This is a genomic window from Aliiroseovarius sp. PrR006, from assembly GCF_010500215.1.
Classification (GTDB): domain Bacteria; phylum Pseudomonadota; class Alphaproteobacteria; order Rhodobacterales; family Rhodobacteraceae; genus Aliiroseovarius.
Genome location: NZ_JAAGOY010000011.1, coordinates 17,937 through 33,868, shown reverse-complemented (window position 1 = coordinate 33,868; position 15,932 = coordinate 17,937). Strand labels below are relative to the sequence as shown.

21 protein-coding genes are annotated in these 15,932 nt (G+C 56.5%); 2 read left to right on the top strand and 19 right to left on the bottom strand.

Translation table 11 applies throughout. From position 1 onward, the window contains the following. Positions 1–116: 116 nt before the first annotated feature. The 6 genes from G0Q00_RS15450 to rplB form a co-directional block, all read right to left on the bottom strand. Positions 117–545 carry a hypothetical protein gene (locus G0Q00_RS15450; protein WP_163040964.1) on the bottom strand — a complete coding sequence of 143 codons (429 nt, stop codon included), beginning with the start codon at positions 543–545 and terminating at the stop codon, positions 117–119. Positions 546–712: 167 nt separating this feature from the next. Then, positions 713–1,126 (bottom strand): 50S ribosomal protein L16, encoded by a 414-nt coding sequence (gene rplP, locus G0Q00_RS15445; RefSeq protein ID WP_133484951.1) that lies wholly within the window; start codon positions 1,124–1,126, stop codon positions 713–715. 13 nt (positions 1,127–1,139) lie between these two features. Then, positions 1,140–1,847 carry a 30S ribosomal protein S3 gene (gene rpsC / locus G0Q00_RS15440; protein WP_142854817.1) on the bottom strand — a complete coding sequence of 236 codons (708 nt, stop codon included), beginning with the start codon at positions 1,845–1,847 and terminating at the stop codon, positions 1,140–1,142. Beyond that, positions 1,847–2,227: a 50S ribosomal protein L22 gene (gene rplV, locus G0Q00_RS15435; protein ID WP_108857555.1), complete on the bottom strand. Its 381-nt coding sequence runs from the start codon at positions 2,225–2,227 to the stop codon at positions 1,847–1,849. The genes rpsC and rplV overlap by 1 nt, the downstream gene beginning before the upstream one ends. 3 nt (positions 2,228–2,230) lie before the next feature. Next, on the bottom strand, positions 2,231–2,509 hold the full coding sequence (gene rpsS, locus G0Q00_RS15430) for a 30S ribosomal protein S19 (RefSeq protein WP_108857556.1): 279 nt from the start codon (positions 2,507–2,509) through the stop codon (positions 2,231–2,233). A 3-nt stretch (positions 2,510–2,512) separates the two neighbouring features. After that, a complete protein-coding gene (gene rplB, locus G0Q00_RS15425; protein ID WP_163040962.1) occupies positions 2,513–3,355 on the bottom strand; it encodes a 50S ribosomal protein L2 in 843 nt (280 codons plus the stop codon). Between the two features lie 348 nt (positions 3,356–3,703). On the opposite strand from rplB, the gene G0Q00_RS15420 reads away from it, so the two are divergent. Further along, positions 3,704–4,519 (top strand): DUF2189 domain-containing protein, encoded by an 816-nt coding sequence (locus G0Q00_RS15420; protein WP_163040960.1) that lies wholly within the window; start codon positions 3,704–3,706, stop codon positions 4,517–4,519. A 100-nt stretch (positions 4,520–4,619) separates the two neighbouring features. Then, positions 4,620–4,898, top strand: coding sequence for a hypothetical protein (locus tag G0Q00_RS15415; RefSeq protein WP_163040958.1), 279 nt, complete (start codon positions 4,620–4,622; stop codon positions 4,896–4,898). A 65-nt stretch (positions 4,899–4,963) separates the two neighbouring features. Here G0Q00_RS15415 and G0Q00_RS15410 read toward each other — a convergent pair whose 3' ends face one another. The 13 genes from G0Q00_RS15410 to G0Q00_RS15350 all read right to left on the bottom strand — a co-directional run bounded on the left by G0Q00_RS15410 (position 4,964) and on the right by G0Q00_RS15350 (position 15,889). After that, on the bottom strand, positions 4,964–5,674 hold the full coding sequence (locus tag G0Q00_RS15410) for a L,D-transpeptidase (protein ID WP_163040956.1): 711 nt from the start codon (positions 5,672–5,674) through the stop codon (positions 4,964–4,966). Positions 5,675–5,989: 315 nt separating this feature from the next. Continuing rightward, positions 5,990–6,646: a glycosyltransferase family 2 protein gene (locus G0Q00_RS15405; RefSeq protein WP_163040954.1), complete on the bottom strand. Its 657-nt coding sequence runs from the start codon at positions 6,644–6,646 to the stop codon at positions 5,990–5,992. Between the two features lie 353 nt (positions 6,647–6,999). Continuing rightward, positions 7,000–7,296 (bottom strand): 50S ribosomal protein L23, encoded by a 297-nt coding sequence (locus tag G0Q00_RS15400; protein ID WP_163040952.1) that lies wholly within the window; start codon positions 7,294–7,296, stop codon positions 7,000–7,002. Next, positions 7,293–7,910 carry a 50S ribosomal protein L4 gene (rplD, locus tag G0Q00_RS15395; RefSeq protein ID WP_163040950.1) on the bottom strand — a complete coding sequence of 206 codons (618 nt, stop codon included), beginning with the start codon at positions 7,908–7,910 and terminating at the stop codon, positions 7,293–7,295. Before rplD ends, G0Q00_RS15400 begins: the two co-directional genes overlap by 4 nt. Next, positions 7,907–8,632 (bottom strand): 50S ribosomal protein L3, encoded by a 726-nt coding sequence (gene rplC, locus G0Q00_RS15390; RefSeq protein WP_163040948.1) that lies wholly within the window; start codon positions 8,630–8,632, stop codon positions 7,907–7,909. The genes rplD and rplC overlap by 4 nt, the downstream gene beginning before the upstream one ends. Before the next feature lie 14 nt (positions 8,633–8,646). Then, positions 8,647–8,955 (bottom strand): 30S ribosomal protein S10, encoded by a 309-nt coding sequence (gene rpsJ, locus G0Q00_RS15385; protein WP_163040947.1) that lies wholly within the window; start codon positions 8,953–8,955, stop codon positions 8,647–8,649. A gap of 240 nt (positions 8,956–9,195) precedes the next feature. Continuing rightward, a complete protein-coding gene (locus G0Q00_RS15380; RefSeq protein WP_163040945.1) occupies positions 9,196–9,402 on the bottom strand; it encodes a cold-shock protein in 207 nt (68 codons plus the stop codon). Positions 9,403–9,697: 295 nt separating this feature from the next. Beyond that, on the bottom strand, positions 9,698–10,303 hold the full coding sequence (locus G0Q00_RS15375) for a hypothetical protein (protein WP_239058495.1): 606 nt from the start codon (positions 10,301–10,303) through the stop codon (positions 9,698–9,700). 183 nt (positions 10,304–10,486) lie between these two features. Continuing rightward, on the bottom strand, positions 10,487–11,662 hold the full coding sequence (gene tuf / locus G0Q00_RS15370) for an elongation factor Tu (protein ID WP_163040919.1): 1,176 nt from the start codon (positions 11,660–11,662) through the stop codon (positions 10,487–10,489). A 60-nt stretch (positions 11,663–11,722) separates the two neighbouring features. Then, positions 11,723–13,840, bottom strand: a complete 2,118-nt coding sequence (gene fusA, locus G0Q00_RS15365) for an elongation factor G (protein ID WP_163040943.1) — start codon at positions 13,838–13,840, stop codon at positions 11,723–11,725. Between the two features lie 21 nt (positions 13,841–13,861). Further along, positions 13,862–14,332, bottom strand: coding sequence for a 30S ribosomal protein S7 (gene rpsG / locus G0Q00_RS15360; RefSeq protein WP_163040941.1), 471 nt, complete (start codon positions 14,330–14,332; stop codon positions 13,862–13,864). A gap of 12 nt (positions 14,333–14,344) precedes the next feature. Further along, complete coding sequence (gene rpsL / locus G0Q00_RS15355) at positions 14,345–14,716, bottom strand: 30S ribosomal protein S12 (RefSeq protein WP_008182915.1); 372 nt, start codon at positions 14,714–14,716, stop codon at positions 14,345–14,347. 306 nt (positions 14,717–15,022) lie between these two features. Then, positions 15,023–15,889, bottom strand: coding sequence for a DMT family transporter (locus G0Q00_RS15350; protein WP_163040939.1), 867 nt, complete (start codon positions 15,887–15,889; stop codon positions 15,023–15,025). Positions 15,890–15,932: the final 43 nt, after the last annotated feature.

Genomic DNA, 15,932 nt, shown 5'->3' with positions numbered 1-15,932 from the left:
TGGGGCAAAGTGCAATCAGGAAATAGGAGGCAGGCAGAAAGCCCCGATGTGGCGGGTAGTAGGGCAGGCGTTCTCAAAGAAAGGGTCCGGCACGACAGCGCCGGGCCAAAGAACTATCACTTCTCTTTCCCAAACACCTCATGACAACGGCTTAGATCCCAATCACCGATCGTATCTTTGTGTGCGATAATCTCTTTAATCACCCCACGACGGTCGGCGATAACTTTCAGCTGACACTGCACATTGATTGATCCACCTCCGTAGAAATTGGTGGTCGCATAAGAAGTCGTCCCATAGGTGTTTATAGAAGTGCTGGCAGTTGGTGGAATATAGTAGTTCTTCGCCTCTTCTGCCCAGATATAGATGCTTTCTCCGGACTTGGTTCTGAACGAGCGAACCGGTGGGCCGTATTGCAGAAAGAATGCGTCTACCTGCGTTCCCTGATATTTTTGTTCCAGAACAGCGTTCGCCTGCTCAGTCGTATTACATCCAGATAGCGCTACGGACATGCACGCGACTGCTAGGAAAAGAATACTGTGCTTCATGAGGAACCCATCCACTTCAAATGCTTGCCACCTCAAGTATCCTCGCGATGAAAAATTTACAACTCTGAATTGCTGGACTGGAAATCGCACTACCAAAACAAAAACCCCCGCCGATTTCTCGACGGGGGTTTTTATTCTTAACACTAGCAATTTCGCGTTAGCGAAACTTACCAGTCCTCACGAACCACGACGCGCGATTTGATCGGCAGTTTCATGGCAGCAAGGCGCAGAGCTTCGCGAGCAACGTCGTCATTGACGCCGTCGATCTCGAACATAACGCGGCCCGGCTTAACTTTGCAGGTCCAACGGTCCACGGAACCTTTACCTTTACCCATACGAACTTCGATGGGCTTGGCGGTTACCGGGGTGTCCGGGAAGATGCGGATCCATACACGACCCTGACGCTTCATGTGACGCGTCATGGCACGACGGGCAGCTTCGATCTGACGTGCGGTTACACGCTCAGGCTCGAGAGCTTTCAGACCATACGAACCGAAGTTCAGATCCGAACCACCCTTGGCCAGACCTTTGATCCGACCTTTGTGCATCTTGCGGAATTTTGTACGCTTAGGCTGAAGCATTGATCATATCTCCTTAGCGACGGCCGCCGGCGCCACGGGGCGCGGGACCTTCCTGGAGTTCAGCTTGACGACGATCACGAGCAGCAGGATCGTGCTCCATGATTTCGCCTTTGAAGATCCAGGTTTTGATACCGATGATGCCGTAAGGCGTCATAGCTTCTGCATGTGCATAGTCGATGTCAGCGCGCAGGGTGTGCAGCGGCACACGACCTTCGCGGTACCATTCGGTACGCGCGATTTCAGCACCGCCAAGACGGCCAGCAACGTTGATACGGATGCCCAGGGCGCCCATACGCATTGCGTTCTGCACACCGCGCTTCATGGCACGACGGAAGGACACACGACGTTCCAGCTGCTGAGCGATCGATTCTGCAACCAGGGCAGCGTCCAGTTCGGGCTTACGAACTTCGACGATGTTCAGGTGCAGTTCCGAGTCGGTGATGTTGGCGATTTTCTTGCGCAGACCTTCAATGTCCGCACCTTTCTTGCCAATGATCACACCGGGACGAGCAGTGTGGATCGTAACGCGGCACTTCTTGTGCGGGCGTTCGATGATCACACGGCTGATACCAGCCTGCTTGCATTCGGTCTTGATGAAGTCACGAATTTTCAGGTCTTCCAGAAGAAGATCACCGTAGTCTTTCGTGTCTGCGTACCAGCGGCTATCCCAGGTGCGGTTGACCTGAAGACGCATGCCGATCGGATTTACCTTATGACCCATTAGGCTTGCTCCTCAATTTGACGCACCTTGATGGTGAGCTCCGAGAACGGCTTCATGATCTTGCCGAAACGACCACGGGCGCGCGGACGACCGCGTTTCATGGTCAGGTTTTTGCCCACATAGGCCTCGGCAACGATCAGTTCGTCGATGTCCAGGTTGTGGTTGTTCTCGGCGTTCGCAATCGCGGACTGAAGGCATTTCTTCACGTCCTGAGCGATCCGCTTGTTCGAGAAAGTCAGATCGGTCAGAGCACGATCAACTTTCTTGCCACGGATCATTTGCGCGACCAGGTTCAGTTTCTGCGGGGACGTACGAAGCATGCGGGTTTTCGCCATTGCTTCGTTCTCGGCCACGCGGCGGGGATTCTTATCCTTACCCATGGCTTATTTCCTCTTCGCTTTTTTGTCGGCGGCGTGACCGTAGTAGGTACGGGTCGGCGAATATTCACCGAACTTCTGGCCGATCATGTCTTCGGTCACCAGCACGGGAACGTGCTTTTGGCCGTTATAGACGCCAAAGGTCAAACCCACGAACTGGGGCAAGATGGTCGAACGACGCGACCAGATCTTGATGACCTCGTTTTTGCCCGACTCGCGGGTCTTTTCGGCTTTTTTGAGGACGTAAGCGTCGACAAAAGGGCCTTTCCAGACAGAACGTGCCATATCTTAGCGGCCCTTCTTCTTGGCGTGACGCGAGCGGATGATCAGCTTCGACGACGCCTTGTTCTTGTTGCGGGTACGTGCACCTTTGGTCGGCTTACCCCAAGGAGTAACCGGGTGACGACCACCAGAGGTACGACCCTCACCACCACCGTGCGGGTGATCGACCGGGTTCATAACAACACCACGGACCGACGGACGGATGCCTTTGTGGCGCATACGACCGGCTTTACCGTAGTTCTGGTTCGAGTTGTCAGGGTTCGACACGGCACCAACGGTGGCCATGCATTCCTGACGTACCATGCGCAGTTCGCCCGACGACAGGCGGATCTGAGCGTAGCCACCGTCACGACCAACGAACTGAGCATAGGTACCAGCTGCACGAGCGATCTGGCCGCCCTTGCCCGGTTTCAGTTCGATGTTGTGGATGATGGTACCGATCGGCATGCCCGAGAACGGCATAGCGTTACCCGGCTTTACGTCGGCTTTAGCCGAAGCAACGATGGTGTCACCAACAGCCAGACGCTGCGGTGCCAGGATGTACGCCTGCTCGCCGTCTTCGTATTTCACGAGGGCGATGAAGGCGGTACGGTTGGGGTCATATTCGATCCGTTCAACCGTAGCTGCGACGTCAAGTTTGTTACGTTTGAAGTCAACGATACGATAGAGACGCTTCGCACCACCACCTCGGCGGCGCGACGTGATCCGTCCGGTGTTGTTCCGGCCGCCCGATTTTGTCAAACCCTCAGTCAAGGCTTTGACAGGACGTCCTTTCCACAGCTCCGAACGGTCGATCAGAACCAGCCCACGCTGGCCCGGCGTCGTCGGTTTGTACGACTTAAGTGCCATGTTTACTGTCTTCCGTTTGCATGTGCGGGCAAATGGTTTGCCCGGATGTTATAGGGCCCCGAAGGTCCCCAAGTTCAAAATGTCACGGGCCCCGGAACGAATCCGAGGCCACACGACTTGCGCGATCTATCAGGGTTGGGGGGACGTGGCAAGGGCCAACGCGGATTCATTTCGAACCGTTCGCCCTTTATCGTAAGGCTCTGCGCCGTGCCCTTTGCGCGACCTTCACCCTCTCTTGCCCCGAAACCGCGGGCTATGCAAACATGTATACAAACGAGGGGGTTCCGTTTCGCAGCCGGACCTACCAACAGGCGGTCAGCGCGGAACCCTTAAAGGGAGAACTTCGCTTTGACATCCAAGACCACAGACACCACACCGCCAAGCCCGCATCCACAAACCGAGATCGAGGTCAACATTGTGACCGCTGCGGATATCTCGGCGTCGCTTAGGGCTGGCTTCTCGGACTTTCTGGCCCGCCCGATCATGAGCGGCTTTTTCGGTCTGTTCTACGCGGTCTTCGGCATTCTGTTCGTCTGGTGCCTGGTCTGGCTGGGTTATATCTGGATGATCATCCCGGCCATGGTCGGCTTCCCTCTGGTCGCCCCCTTCGCCGCCGCCGGGCTTTATGAAATGTCGCGCCGGCGTCAGAAAGGCGAAAGCTTCGGCTGGTCCGAGATCCTGACCGTCATGGCCCGTCAAAGCAAACGCGAGATGGGCTGGATGGCCTTCGTCACCCTCTTCGTCTTCTGGGTGTGGATGTACCAAATCCGCCTCTGGCTAGCGATCATCCTGCAGGACGCCTCGTTTTCCAGCATGGATGGGTTCCTGACCGCCGTGTTCTTCACACCCGAGGGCTGGACCTTCCTTGCCATCGGCACAGGTGCGGGCGCGATCCTGTCAGCGGTCCTCTTCTCGGTCACCGTGGTCGCCATGCCCCTGCTTCTGGACCGCGAGGTCGATTTCGTGACCGCCATGCTGACATCCGTCCGCGTCGTCACCGAAAACCCGGTGACCATGCTGACATGGGCGGCGATCATCTCGGTCACCATCCTGCTGTCACTGGCGTCCGCGTTCTTTGGCCTGATCTTCACGCTACCCATCCTTGGCCACACGACATGGCACCTTTATCAGCGGGCCGTATCGCCAGTGGAGGCATCATCTTGACCGTTCGACCCTTCCCCAGCCCCATGACGCAAACGAGGCCCCTTCCCTTCGCCCCCAAAATCCCCCATCCTCTCGCCAACAGAACTTTTGGAAGAGCGTAATGAAGAACCTAGTTATTTTAGCGGGGGTTGCCGCGTTTGGGCTGTCGGGCTGTGTGACGCCCTCGGGCGTGGTGAACATGGATCCGAACCTGAAGAAACGTGTGACGCTGCCAGCCGATGTGGCCGAGACCGTGGCACCGGGGCAGGACACCAGTGACCTTCGCGTAGATGCTCGTGATGGCTGTCTGATGTACCGGCACGTTGGCCCGGTCGAGACGACCTACATCCCGCTACGCACCAAGAAGGGACGCCCGATCTGCATTAAGCAGGACGCATAAGGCCTGCCTCAGAACAGAAACGGGCGGCCAGATGGGGCCGCCCGATTTCGTTTATGGGGTCTGGATCACGCCGGATACAGATGCGCGGTCACGCCGGTTTCGACCTGATCATACAGACCGATAATATGCGCCATCACCATCCGCACGCAGCCCGAGCTGGCGCGCGAACCAATCGAGCGCGGCTGCGGCGAGCCGTGGATGCGCAGATAGGTATCACGGCGGCCTTCGTACAGGTAAAGCGCGCGCGATCCGAGCGGGTTCGACGGGCCTCCGTCCATGCCATCTTCGTATTTCTTATACTTGTGCGGCTCGCGCTCGATCATGTCCTTGGTCGGGATCCAAGTCGGCCATTTGGTCTTGCGGCCGACGGTAAAGACGCCGGGTTCGTACAGACCGCTGCGACCAATCGCGACGCCATAGCGCATCGCGGTGCCGTCGTCGCGGATGTGATAGAGGTATCGCGCCACCGCATCCACATGGATATCGCCGGGCGTCAACCCATCATTGGCTTGCACGATCTGCGGCAGCAACCGCGGCTTCAGCCCCCACGGGTTCGAGGTCATGGGATCGTAATTGGCAGGCGTCACACGCGCATCATAGCTGTTCCACATGGCCGAGTTGGACACCGGACGGCGCTTGACCTCGACCGGGGCCGCTGGTGCAGCGGGCTCGGGCGCAACCTCGGGCGTCGCTGTCTCTTGCGCCAGCAGGGGCGACGCGATGGGGCCGGAAAACATCGTGGCCGTCGTAATGACAAAGTGGCGGCGGGTTAACATTAGCAGTCCTCGTATCAGAATGAATCACTCGTCGAACTCTTCCACACTACCTAGGGTTTCGGGCAAAACGAGTCAAAAGCGCGTGTGTGCGGGATTAAAGCGTTTTCAGGAATTCCTGAATCGTATGGGGACGCAATCGCGTTCGAACCGGAGGCAAGAGACGGAGAATGCAGCCTGATTCGAATCTGGAAACGCTCTAGCTCCAAATGCGTGTCAAAAGCCCCAGCCGCGTCAGGATAAACTGCTGCCATCGGTTCAGAGAGTTAAAACGCCTGAATAGCTGCTCTCCTCTGTCTGCTTCAAATGCATCCGCTATCATCGCCCATTGCCTGAGACGCGCAGGCACTCCAGAGCTTGGAATTGCGCGGCCAGAAATGCGGCCTTCCCACTTCGCACGCCAGCGGTCATAGCCAATGGCGTCGAAATGCACGATCCTGATATTCGCATTCCCGGCTGGAAGGAGGTCGTCCAGACGATCCACCTTGCGGCCCCCAACGATCGAGACGTGGCATCTAAGCGCGTCCGGAACCACGCCCCCCCCCAAACGGCCTCGCTATTCCTGATGACAACCCCGGGGCAGTCATTGGGTAGACGCGACAGAACAGTGCCCAGCATTTCGTCGCCCACAACGAACTCACCCGCGTCACAAAACAACAGCCAATCCGATTGGTTCAAACCGATCGCAATCTTCCGAACCGCGATCTGCTTCGGCACCAGTTTGGGAACGCTTTCTTTTGGATAGGTCTTTTGCCAAAATTCCGCATCGCACACCGCGATGGTCACAGCTTCCACATCTGCAAAGGCCGCGATATGCTCGCTCGCCTCTGCCTGCGAGCCATCAAAATTGATGTAGATATGCTCGGCACCGGCGCGCAGATAGTGCGTAACAAAGCGACACATATCTGGCAGCGTTTCGCGCACCAAACTACACACCGCAAAGCTGCCACGTGGTGTTCTGGCGTTATGAGGCATTGAACGAGGGGCCTGCATGCAGTGCGTACTCTAAAATGGAATTCAGGAACCTGAAGCGCTCAAACTGTAGTACCGGCGAAACAGGCGCTGAGATGTCCTTTTTAAAAGGCGCGCCGCCTCGCTTGCAACTGCGCAACACGCGACGCCCCAAGCGTGACCGAGAAACTGTCGATCCCGTCGCCCTTGGCAATCTCGTCCCAGAAATCAGCGGCAGACATACTGGCACATCCGCTCAGCGTACTTTCAAAATTTCTTTCTCTGGTGGATACATCTACCCAAATCTGACCAGACCTAGAAACGAAAAAAGCCCCCACCTTGCGGCAGGGGCTTTCTTTATCGGATCAAGCCGACGATCACAGTCCGGTGGACACGTCGATCGTGTTGCCCTCTTCCAGGGTAACATAGGCTTTTTTGACGTCTTTACGCTTACCGATCTGACCACGGAAGCGTTTGACTTTACCCTTGGTGATGGTGGTGTTGACGGCTTTCACCTTCACACCAAACAGGGCTTCAACAGCTTCTTTGATCTGCGGCTTGTTCGAGTCGATAGCGACTTCGAAAACCACGGCGCCGTTCTCCGAAGCCATAGTGGCTTTTTCGGTGATGATCGGCTTGCGGATCACGTCATAGAGTGCAGCTTTATCGGTCATTTCAGGCGAGCCTCCAGAGCTTCGACACCTGCTTTGGTGAGCACCAGAGTGTCACGCTTCAGGATGTCATAGACGTTGGCGCCCATGGTCGGCAGGATGTCCAGGCCTTCGATGTTCTTTGCAGCGCGTGCAAAGTTCTCGTTTACCTCGGCACCGTCGATAACCAGAGCACGTTTCCAGCCCAGGTCTTTGACCTGTTTGGCCAGGGCGGCGGTTTTACCTTCCGAGGCAGCGTCCTCGATCACAACCAGTTCGCCAGCTTGCGCTTTGGCGGACAGGGCGTGCTTCAGACCCAGCTTACGGAATTTCTTGGTCAGGTCGTGGCCGTGCGAACGCGGGGTCGGACCTTTGTAGATACCACCTTTACGGAAGATCGGTGCGTTACGGTCACCGTGACGTGCGCCGCCGGTGCCCTTCTGGCGATAGATCTTCTTGGTCGAGTAGGAAGTTTCCGAACGCGTCTTCACCTTGTGGGTGCCGGCTTGTGCGTTGTTACGCTGCCAACGAACCACACGGTGCAGAATGTCTGCGCGCGGCTCAAGGCCGAACAGGGCCTCGTCCAGATCAACCGAACCGGCTTTGCCGCCGTCAAGTTTGATTACATCAAGTTTCATGCTTCACCACCTTCCGCAGGGGCTTCTTCAGCCGGTGCTTCGGTTGCAGCCGATTTCAGAGCAGCCGGGAACGGTACGTTCTCGGGCAGCTTCTTTTTCACGGCATCCTTAACGGTGACCCATCCACCTTTCGAGCCGGGGACAGCGCCCTTGATGAACACCAGGCCACGATCGGCATCGGTCTTCACGACTTCCAGGTTTTGAGTGGTCACACGAACCGAACCCATGTGGCCGGCCATTTTCTTGCCTTTGAAAACCTTACCGGGATCCTGACACTGACCAGTCGAACCGTGCGAACGGTGGCTGATCGAAACACCGTGTGTCGCGCGCAGACCGCCGAAGTTGTGACGCTTCATGGCACCGGCAAAGCCTTTACCAATCGAAGTGCCTGCAACGTCGACCTTCTGACCTTCAACATAGTGCTCGGCCGAGATCTCTTCGCCAACGGCGATCAGGTTTTCAGCCGGAACGCGGAACTCGACCAGTTTGCGCTTGGGGGCAACGCCAGCTTTGGCGAAGTAGCCGCGCATCGGCTTCGAGGTGCGTTTGGCTTTTGCTTCACCAGCACCCAGCTGAACGGCGGTGTAACCGTCGGTCTCGTCGGTGCGGTTGGCAACAACCTGCAGGTTTTCCAGTTGAAGAACGGTCACAGGGATCTGCTTGCCGTCTTCCATGAACAAGCGGGTCATGCCCACTTTTTTCGCGATAATACCAGAGCGCATCTGTGATACCCTCCTTAGACCGAGATCTGGACGTCAACGCCGGCAGCCAGGTCGAGCTTCATCAGCGCGTCCACAGTCTGCGGGGTCGGGTCAACGATGTCGAGCAGACGCTTGTGCGTGCGGATCTCGAACTGGTCGCGGGATTTCTTGTCGATGTGAGGACCACGAAGAACCGTGAACTTCTCAATCTTGTTCGGCAGCGGAATGGGACCGCGCACCTGTGCACCCGTGCGTTTGGCGGTGTTGACGATTTCTTGTGTGGACGCATCCAGCACACGATAGTCAAACGCCTTCAGACGGATACGAATGTTTTGACTTGTCATAGCATTCGCCCTTTCAGGCAGAGAGTTGATAGGACGACAGCTGGCTCATTCCAACTGCCCTCGTCGAACCCAAGGAAAACGAAAAGCGGGACCGAATCCCGCCACAGCCGCTTTCCCCAGCGAACTCGCGCGTAATAGAGGGGATTTGGGGGTGTGGCAAGGGGTAAACCCACATTCACCCTGAAACGCAAAACGCGGCCCTCGGGTGAGAGCCGCGTTTCAAAACTGTATTCGAAAAGCTTATGCCAGTTCGATGTTCACAGCCGACTCGCGACCGTCACGGCCTGCTTCAACGTCGAATGTTACTTTCTGGTCATCAGCCAGGCCGGTCAGGCCCGAACGCTCAACAGCCGAGATGTGTACAAACACGTCTTTGCCGCCGGTTTCCGGTGCGATGAAGCCGAAGCCTTTAGTTGCGTTGAACCATTTTACGGTGCCATTGGCCATATCCGTAGTCTCCTATTTGAGTTGCCGCTCGCGGAAGTGCAGCGGCCTGGCGAGGTCGGTCTGGATCGAAAGACTGAGCGCCAAGGTAGGAGACAGTTGGTCGAAAAAGAAAAACGTTAGCACTGTGCAAATGGGGGGCTGGAGGGGAAATTGCAATACGTTTCTTTGAAAATGGGGATCTTAAGCGTGTGTTTGCGGATGTTCGGCCAAAGTTCGATGCAAACCAGCAAGAGACATGCTCTGATTTCGTGACGTGACCAGCCCCCATCGACTGAAACACGCCCGATCAGGCGGCTTAGTCTGGCTTCTGCGCCGCATCAATCTTGCCATCCAGCCACAGTTTTCCAGATTTGTATCCGCCCCGAATGAGGAAACCCGGTTCGTGAAGTTCTGAAAAATCTTCAGCCCAGTCGCGATATCGATCGTTGGTTACAATGATGGCCTTCATATCCCGCGCGGCCTCAAGAATGATCGGATCCGCCGAACTTCCCTTCGATACCACAACAACCGAATCTTCGGGCAGCTTCAACCGCTGTGCCAGCTTGTCATCATCCTGATACTTGCCCACCAGCAAGTATCCCGCGTTGGCGTCAAATATAACGCCCGGAGCAAACCCACGCTTCTTAAGCTCACCCACGACATCGTGCAGCGGTTCGAAACATGGCTCTCCATTTTGCCAGTGCATGACATTCGAGCCGTCTACAACCGCCCGCCTTTTCGCACGCGTTACACGCCGTTCTTTTGGCTTCAGAAGCCTGAGCAGCGAGATCAAACTTGTGGCAAATACCAAAATCGAAGGCATCAAGTACACAGACCAATCCGCGTGAAGAAACGCAGCGCCAGTGAAGAGGCCTGAAAAAACCGTCGCGCTATAGAAAAGTGCTACCAAAAGTTTGCGCATATTTGTGTCCGTTCAAAATTCCCTCGACACGCCTAAATTGAAAATCTCCGAGTTTCAACATCTCATAATATGCCCCCCCAACGCAAAAAGGGCCGCCTGGTGGCAGCCCTTTTCTTATCTTCTCAGGCTCTTGGTGAACTGGCTGGGCCAATTCACCGGTCGCCCTAAGAACGCTGGGCGTTCTTAGTCGATGATCTTCGAGACAACGCCCGAACCAACGGTGCGGCCGCCTTCACGGATCGCGAAGCGCAGCTTCTCTTCCATGGCGATCGGAGCGATCAGCTCGACGTTGAACTTCAGGTTGTCGCCCGGCATAACCATTTCGGTACCAGCAGGCAGCTCAACAGTACCGGTCACGTCGGTGGTACGGAAGTAGAACTGCGGACGGTAGTTCGCGAAGAACGGCGTGTGACGGCCGCCTTCTTCCTTGGTCAGGATGTAGACCTCGGCTTCGAACTTGGTGTGCGGGTTAACCGAACCCGGCTTACACAGAACCTGGCCACGCTCAACAGCTTCACGGTCGATACCGCGCAGCAGAACACCAACGTTGTCGCCTGCTTCACCGCGATCCAGCAGCTTGCGGAACATTTCAACACCGGTACAGGTGGTTTTCTGAGTGTCTTTGATGCCAACGATTTCGATTTCGTCGCCAACGTTAACAACGCCACGCTCAACACGACCGGTTACAACAGTACCACGGCCCGAGATCGAGAACACGTCTTCGATCGGCAGCAGGAAGTCGCCGTCAACCGGACGATCCGGGGTCGGGATGTACTCGTCCACAGCAGCCATCAGCTCGCGGATTTTCTCTTCACCGATTTCCGGGTTCTTGCCTTCCATAGCGGCCAGAGCCGAACCAGCAATGATCGGCATGTCGTCGCCCGGGAAGTCGTATTCGTTCATCAGTTCACGAACTTCCATCTCAACCAGCTCGAGCAGCTCTTCGTCGTCTACCTGGTCAACTTTGTTCATGAAGACTACCAGCGCAGGTACACCAACCTGACGCGCCAGCAGGATGTGCTCGCGGGTCTGCGGCATGGGGCCGTCAGCTGCGTTCACAACCAGAATGCCGCCGTCCATCTGGGCCGCACCGGTGATCATGTTTTTGACGTAGTCGGCGTGGCCGGGGCAGTCAACGTGCGCATAGTGGCGGTTCTCGGTCTCGTACTCAACGTGAGCAGTCGAGATGGTGATGCCGCGGGCTTTTTCTTCCGGTGCACCGTCGATCTCGTCGTATGCTTTGAAGTCACCAAAGAATTTGGTGATAGCTGCCGTCAGCGTCGTCTTGCCGTGGTCAACGTGACCAATCGTGCCGATGTTAACGTGCGGTTTACCGCGTTCAAACTTTTCCTTAGCCATGATGGCCTCCTGTTAATCTGAGGGGCCGGGCAGTAATGGGTCACTGCCCGGCTATTTCGATTAGGCGTATTTCGCCTGAATTTCGTCCGAGATGTTCTGCGGAACCGGGTCGTAATGCGAGAACTGCATCGTGAACTGCGCACGGCCCGAAGACATCGAGCGCAGCGTGTTGATGTAGCCGAACATGTTTGCCAGCGGAACGTTGGCGTCGATCGCTACGGCGTTGCCGCGCGGCTCTTGGCCAGACACTTGACCACGACGCGAGGTCAGGTCACCGATGATACCACCGGTGTATTCCTCGGGCGTGATCACTTCCACTTTCATGATCGGTTCCAGCAGCTTGGCGCCAGCCAAACGCATACCTTCGCGCATACACATACGTGCAGCGATTTCGAAGGCCAGAACCGACGAGTCAACGTCGTGGAACTTACCGTCGTTCAAGGCAACCTTGAAGTCGATTACGGGGAAGCCAGCCAGGGGGCCGCTATCCATAACCGAGTTGATGCCTTTTTCAACACCGGGGATGTATTCCTTCGGAACTGCACCACCAACGATGCGGCTTTCGAACGAATAGCCTTCGCCCGCTTCAGTCGGCATGATTTCCATTTTGACTTCAGCGTACTGACCCGAACCACCCGACTGTTTCTTGTGGGTGTAGGTGTGCTCGATCGCTTTCGAGATGGTCTCGCGGTAAGCAACCTGCGGGGCACCAATGTTGGCTTCCACTTTGAACTCGCGCTTCAGACGGTCCACCAGGATGTCCAGGTGAAGTTCGCCCATGCCCTTCATGATGGTCTGACCGCTTTCGATGTCAGTTTCCACACGGAACGAGGGGTCTTCAGCAGCCAGACGGCCCAGACCTTGCGACATCTTCTCTTGGTCAGCCTTGGTTTTAGGCTCAACCGCGATCTCGATAACGGGGTCGGGGAAGGTCATGGTTTCCAGAACCACCGGATCGTTGACGGCGCAAAGCGTGTCACCTGTGGTGGTGTCTTTCAGACCGGCCAGTGCGATAATGTCACCTGCGAACGCTTCCGTGATTTCTTCACGATCGTTCGAGTGCATCATCATCATACGACCAACGCGCTCTTTCTTACCTTTGGTCGAGTTCAAAAGCGTGTCGCCTTTGTTCAGGACACCCGAGTAGATGCGGGTAAAGGTCAGCGAGCCAACGAAGGGGTCGTTCATGATTTTGAACGCCAGCGCCGAGAAAGCCATGTCGTCGTCCGCACGGCGGGCGATGTCACGGGTTTCAGTTTCGTCACCGGGTTTAAAGCCCATGTAATCAACAACGTCCAGCGGGCTGGGCAGATAGTCGATTACAGCGTTCAGCAGCGGCTGGACACCTTTGTTTTTGAAAGCCGAACCACCCAGAACCGGAACGAAGTCCAGTGCCAGAGTACCTTTGCGCAGCAGAGCGCGCAGGGTCGGTACGTCAGGTTCGTTGCCTTCCAGATAGGCTTCCATCGCGTCGTCGTCTTGCTCGACGGCGGCTTCGATCATCTTCTCGCGCCACTCGTTGGCCATGTCCGACAGCTCGTCGCGGATCGGAACACGAACCCACGATGCGCCAAGGTCTTCACCCTGCCACAGCCATTCTTCCATGTTTACCAGGTCGATCAGACCTTCCAGCTCGGTTTCTGCACCGATCGGAATGCCAACCGGTACGGCGCGGGCGCCGGTGCGGTCTTCGATCATCTCAACACAGTTGAAGAAGTCAGCGCCGATCTTGTCCATCTTGTTGACGAACACCATACGCGGAACCTTGTAGCGGTCAGCCTGACGCCACACGGTTTCGGTCTGGGGCTCAACACCAGCGTTGGCGTCCAGAACACAGACAGCGCCATCGAGAACCGCCAGCGAACGCTCAACTTCAATGGTGAAGTCAACGTGGCCGGGGGTGTCGATGATGTTCATGCGGTGCTTGGGCGTCTGAGCAGTTTCACCGTCTTCGGTGCGTTCCCAGAAAGTGGTCGTCGCAGCCGAGGTGATGGTGATCCCGCGTTCCTGCTCCTGCTCCATCCAGTCCATGGTGGCTGCACCATCGTGCACCTCACCGATGTTGTGGGATTTGCCGGTGTAGTACAGGATACGCTCGGAGCAGGTGGTTTTACCTGCATCGATGTGAGCCATAATACCGAAGTTGCGGTACAGCTCGAGCGGATATTCGCGTGCCATGGTGTTCGTCCTTCCTTGGCGTTACCAGCGGTAATGGCTGAACGCTTTGTTCGCGTCGGCCATTTTGTGAGTGTCTTCGCGCTTCTTAACGGCGGTACCGCGCGAGTTCACAGCGTCCAGAAGTTCGCCAGCAAGACGCTCTTCCATGGTGTTCTCGTTGCGGTTACGAGCGGCGGTGATCAGCCAACGGATGGCCAGAGCTTCGCGGCGCTCGGGGCGAACTTCAACCGGAACCTGGTAGGTGGCACCACCTACGCGGCGCGAGCGAACTTCGACCGACGGTTTTACGTTGTCCAGCGCTTCGTGGAACACTTCCACGGGGGCACGCTTGACTTTGTCTTCAACGCGATCCAGCGCGTTATAGACGATTTTTTCTGCAACCGATTTTTTACCATCGATCATCAGGTTGTTCATGAACTTGGTCAGAACCACATCACCAAATTTGGCATCGGGCAGGACCTGGCGCTTCTCAGCGGCGTGACGACGAGACATATCTGACTCTCCTTACTTCGGACGCTTGGCGCCGTATTTCGAACGACGTTGCTTACGGTCTTTGACGCCCTGGGTATCCAGAACACCACGCAGGATGTGGTAGCGGACACCCGGAAGGTCTTTCACACGACCACCACGGATCAGAACCACCGAGTGCTCCTGAAGGTTGTGGCTTTCACCGGGGATGTAGGAGATAACCTCGAAACCGTTGGTCAGGCGAACCTTCGCAACTTTACGCATAGCCGAGTTCGGCTTTTTCGGGGTCGTGGTGTAAACGCGGGTACATACACCGCGCTTCTGGGGGCAAGATTCCAGGTGCTGCGACTTGGAACGCTTGACTTTGGGCTGACGCGGCTTGCGGATCAGCTGTTGGATCGTTGGCATAGGGCTCTTTTCCCGTTTCTCAACTCAGTCTACGCAGGGACGCCCCCACGCGGTTAAATCTGTTTCGCGTTTCAGGATTATGACAACCCACAAAACGAAAACCCGCGAGCGTTTCCATTCCGAGGCAAACGTCGCGGTTGGTTCACAGAGGATCGGCGCTTCAAAGTAGCCCGAACTTGATCCCTCAATACTTGGATAGCCGGGTTACACCCAGCTGGATGCTCGCGCGTATAAGGGGTTGCGATGGTACTGTCAACAGCACGCCCTGAATTACAAGGCTTTCCCAAGCCAGCAACCCCTGCCCGGTCAGCGTTGCGCAGCCTTGCGTTCACGGAACAAGGTGAACAGACCGGTGCCGACAACAATCGCAGCACCGATCAGGGTCAGCTGGTTCGGCCACTCGTTGAACAGAACCAAGCCAAGGATCAGCGCCCAGATCAGACCAGTATAGCGGAAGGGCGCTGCGAAAGCGATGTCGCCCACCCGCATCACCATGACCGAGAAAAGGTAACCCAGGAAAATGAAGAAGGCCGCCAAACCCAACATCGACGCGCCCAATCCGTCAAGCGGCGCCCACTCGACCCCGATTGATGCGACGCCAAACCCAATGGTAATCGAGATCGCCGCCATGATCGCCACGGTCATCGACGGTGTCTCGGGCGACAGTTTGCGCACCACCAAATCGCGGAAAGTGATGAAGCCGACCGCGGCCAGCGCATAGAGCGACCAGACCGAGAACCCCGCGCCGGGTTGGATAATCAGAAGCACGCCGACGAACCCCACGCCAATGGCCGCAAGTCTCCGCCACCCTAGGGGCTCGGACAGAAATGCCCACGCGGCCAAAGCGATCACCAAAGGCAACACCTGCAGGATCGCCGTGACATTGGCGATTGGCATATGAAACAGCGCGGTCAGAAAGCAATAGGTTGCCCCCATTTCCCCGACACAGCGCAGACCGATCAACTTCCATTCCCGCGCCGATAAGTTGAACCGCATCGTGCCCAGATATCGTCCCAGTATGTATAGCAGCACACAGGTCACCACACCGCGCAAGAACACTGCCTGTTCCAGCGGCATCGTCACCGACAACACCTTCATGCAGGCGTCGTTAAACGTGTAGCCGGCCATGGAACCGGTCATCAGCGCGGCGGCTTTGAAATTGTCCGAGGGCATGGTGGAGTAATTTCCTTGAATGCGTTCGGCCACCTAATCAGCG

Excerpts from the sequence above, each read along its gene's own strand:
- G0Q00_RS15450 (WP_163040964.1), bottom strand. The coding sequence starts at position 545 with ATGAAGCACAGTATTCTTTTCCTAGCAGTCGCGTGCATGTCCGTAGCG.
- rplP (WP_133484951.1), bottom strand. The coding sequence starts at position 1,126 with ATGCTTCAGCCTAAGCGTACAAAATTCCGCAAGATGCACAAAGGTCGG.
- rpsC (WP_142854817.1), bottom strand. The coding sequence starts at position 1,847 with ATGGGTCATAAGGTAAATCCGATCGGCATGCGTCTTCAGGTCAACCGC.
- rplV (WP_108857555.1), bottom strand. The coding sequence starts at position 2,227 with ATGGGTAAGGATAAGAATCCCCGCCGCGTGGCCGAGAACGAAGCAATG.
- rpsS (WP_108857556.1), bottom strand. The coding sequence starts at position 2,509 with ATGGCACGTTCTGTCTGGAAAGGCCCTTTTGTCGACGCTTACGTCCTC.
- rplB (WP_163040962.1), bottom strand. The coding sequence starts at position 3,355 with ATGGCACTTAAGTCGTACAAACCGACGACGCCGGGCCAGCGTGGGCTG.
- G0Q00_RS15415 (WP_163040958.1), top strand. The coding sequence starts at position 4,620 with ATGAAGAACCTAGTTATTTTAGCGGGGGTTGCCGCGTTTGGGCTGTCG.
- G0Q00_RS15410 (WP_163040956.1), bottom strand. The coding sequence starts at position 5,674 with ATGTTAACCCGCCGCCACTTTGTCATTACGACGGCCACGATGTTTTCC.
- G0Q00_RS15405 (WP_163040954.1), bottom strand. The coding sequence starts at position 6,646 with ATGCCTCATAACGCCAGAACACCACGTGGCAGCTTTGCGGTGTGTAGT.
- G0Q00_RS15400 (WP_163040952.1), bottom strand. The coding sequence starts at position 7,296 with ATGACCGATAAAGCTGCACTCTATGACGTGATCCGCAAGCCGATCATC.
- rplD (WP_163040950.1), bottom strand. The coding sequence starts at position 7,910 with ATGAAACTTGATGTAATCAAACTTGACGGCGGCAAAGCCGGTTCGGTT.
- rplC (WP_163040948.1), bottom strand. The coding sequence starts at position 8,632 with ATGCGCTCTGGTATTATCGCGAAAAAAGTGGGCATGACCCGCTTGTTC.
- rpsJ (WP_163040947.1), bottom strand. The coding sequence starts at position 8,955 with ATGACAAGTCAAAACATTCGTATCCGTCTGAAGGCGTTTGACTATCGT.
- G0Q00_RS15380 (WP_163040945.1), bottom strand. The coding sequence starts at position 9,402 with ATGGCCAATGGCACCGTAAAATGGTTCAACGCAACTAAAGGCTTCGGC.
- G0Q00_RS15375 (WP_239058495.1), bottom strand. The coding sequence starts at position 10,303 with ATGCGCAAACTTTTGGTAGCACTTTTCTATAGCGCGACGGTTTTTTCA.
- tuf (WP_163040919.1), bottom strand. The coding sequence starts at position 11,662 with ATGGCTAAGGAAAAGTTTGAACGCGGTAAACCGCACGTTAACATCGGC.
- fusA (WP_163040943.1), bottom strand. The coding sequence starts at position 13,840 with ATGGCACGCGAATATCCGCTCGAGCTGTACCGCAACTTCGGTATTATG.
- rpsG (WP_163040941.1), bottom strand. The coding sequence starts at position 14,332 with ATGTCTCGTCGTCACGCCGCTGAGAAGCGCCAGGTCCTGCCCGATGCC.
- rpsL (WP_008182915.1), bottom strand. The coding sequence starts at position 14,716 with ATGCCAACGATCCAACAGCTGATCCGCAAGCCGCGTCAGCCCAAAGTC.
- G0Q00_RS15350 (WP_163040939.1), bottom strand. The coding sequence starts at position 15,889 with ATGCCCTCGGACAATTTCAAAGCCGCCGCGCTGATGACCGGTTCCATG.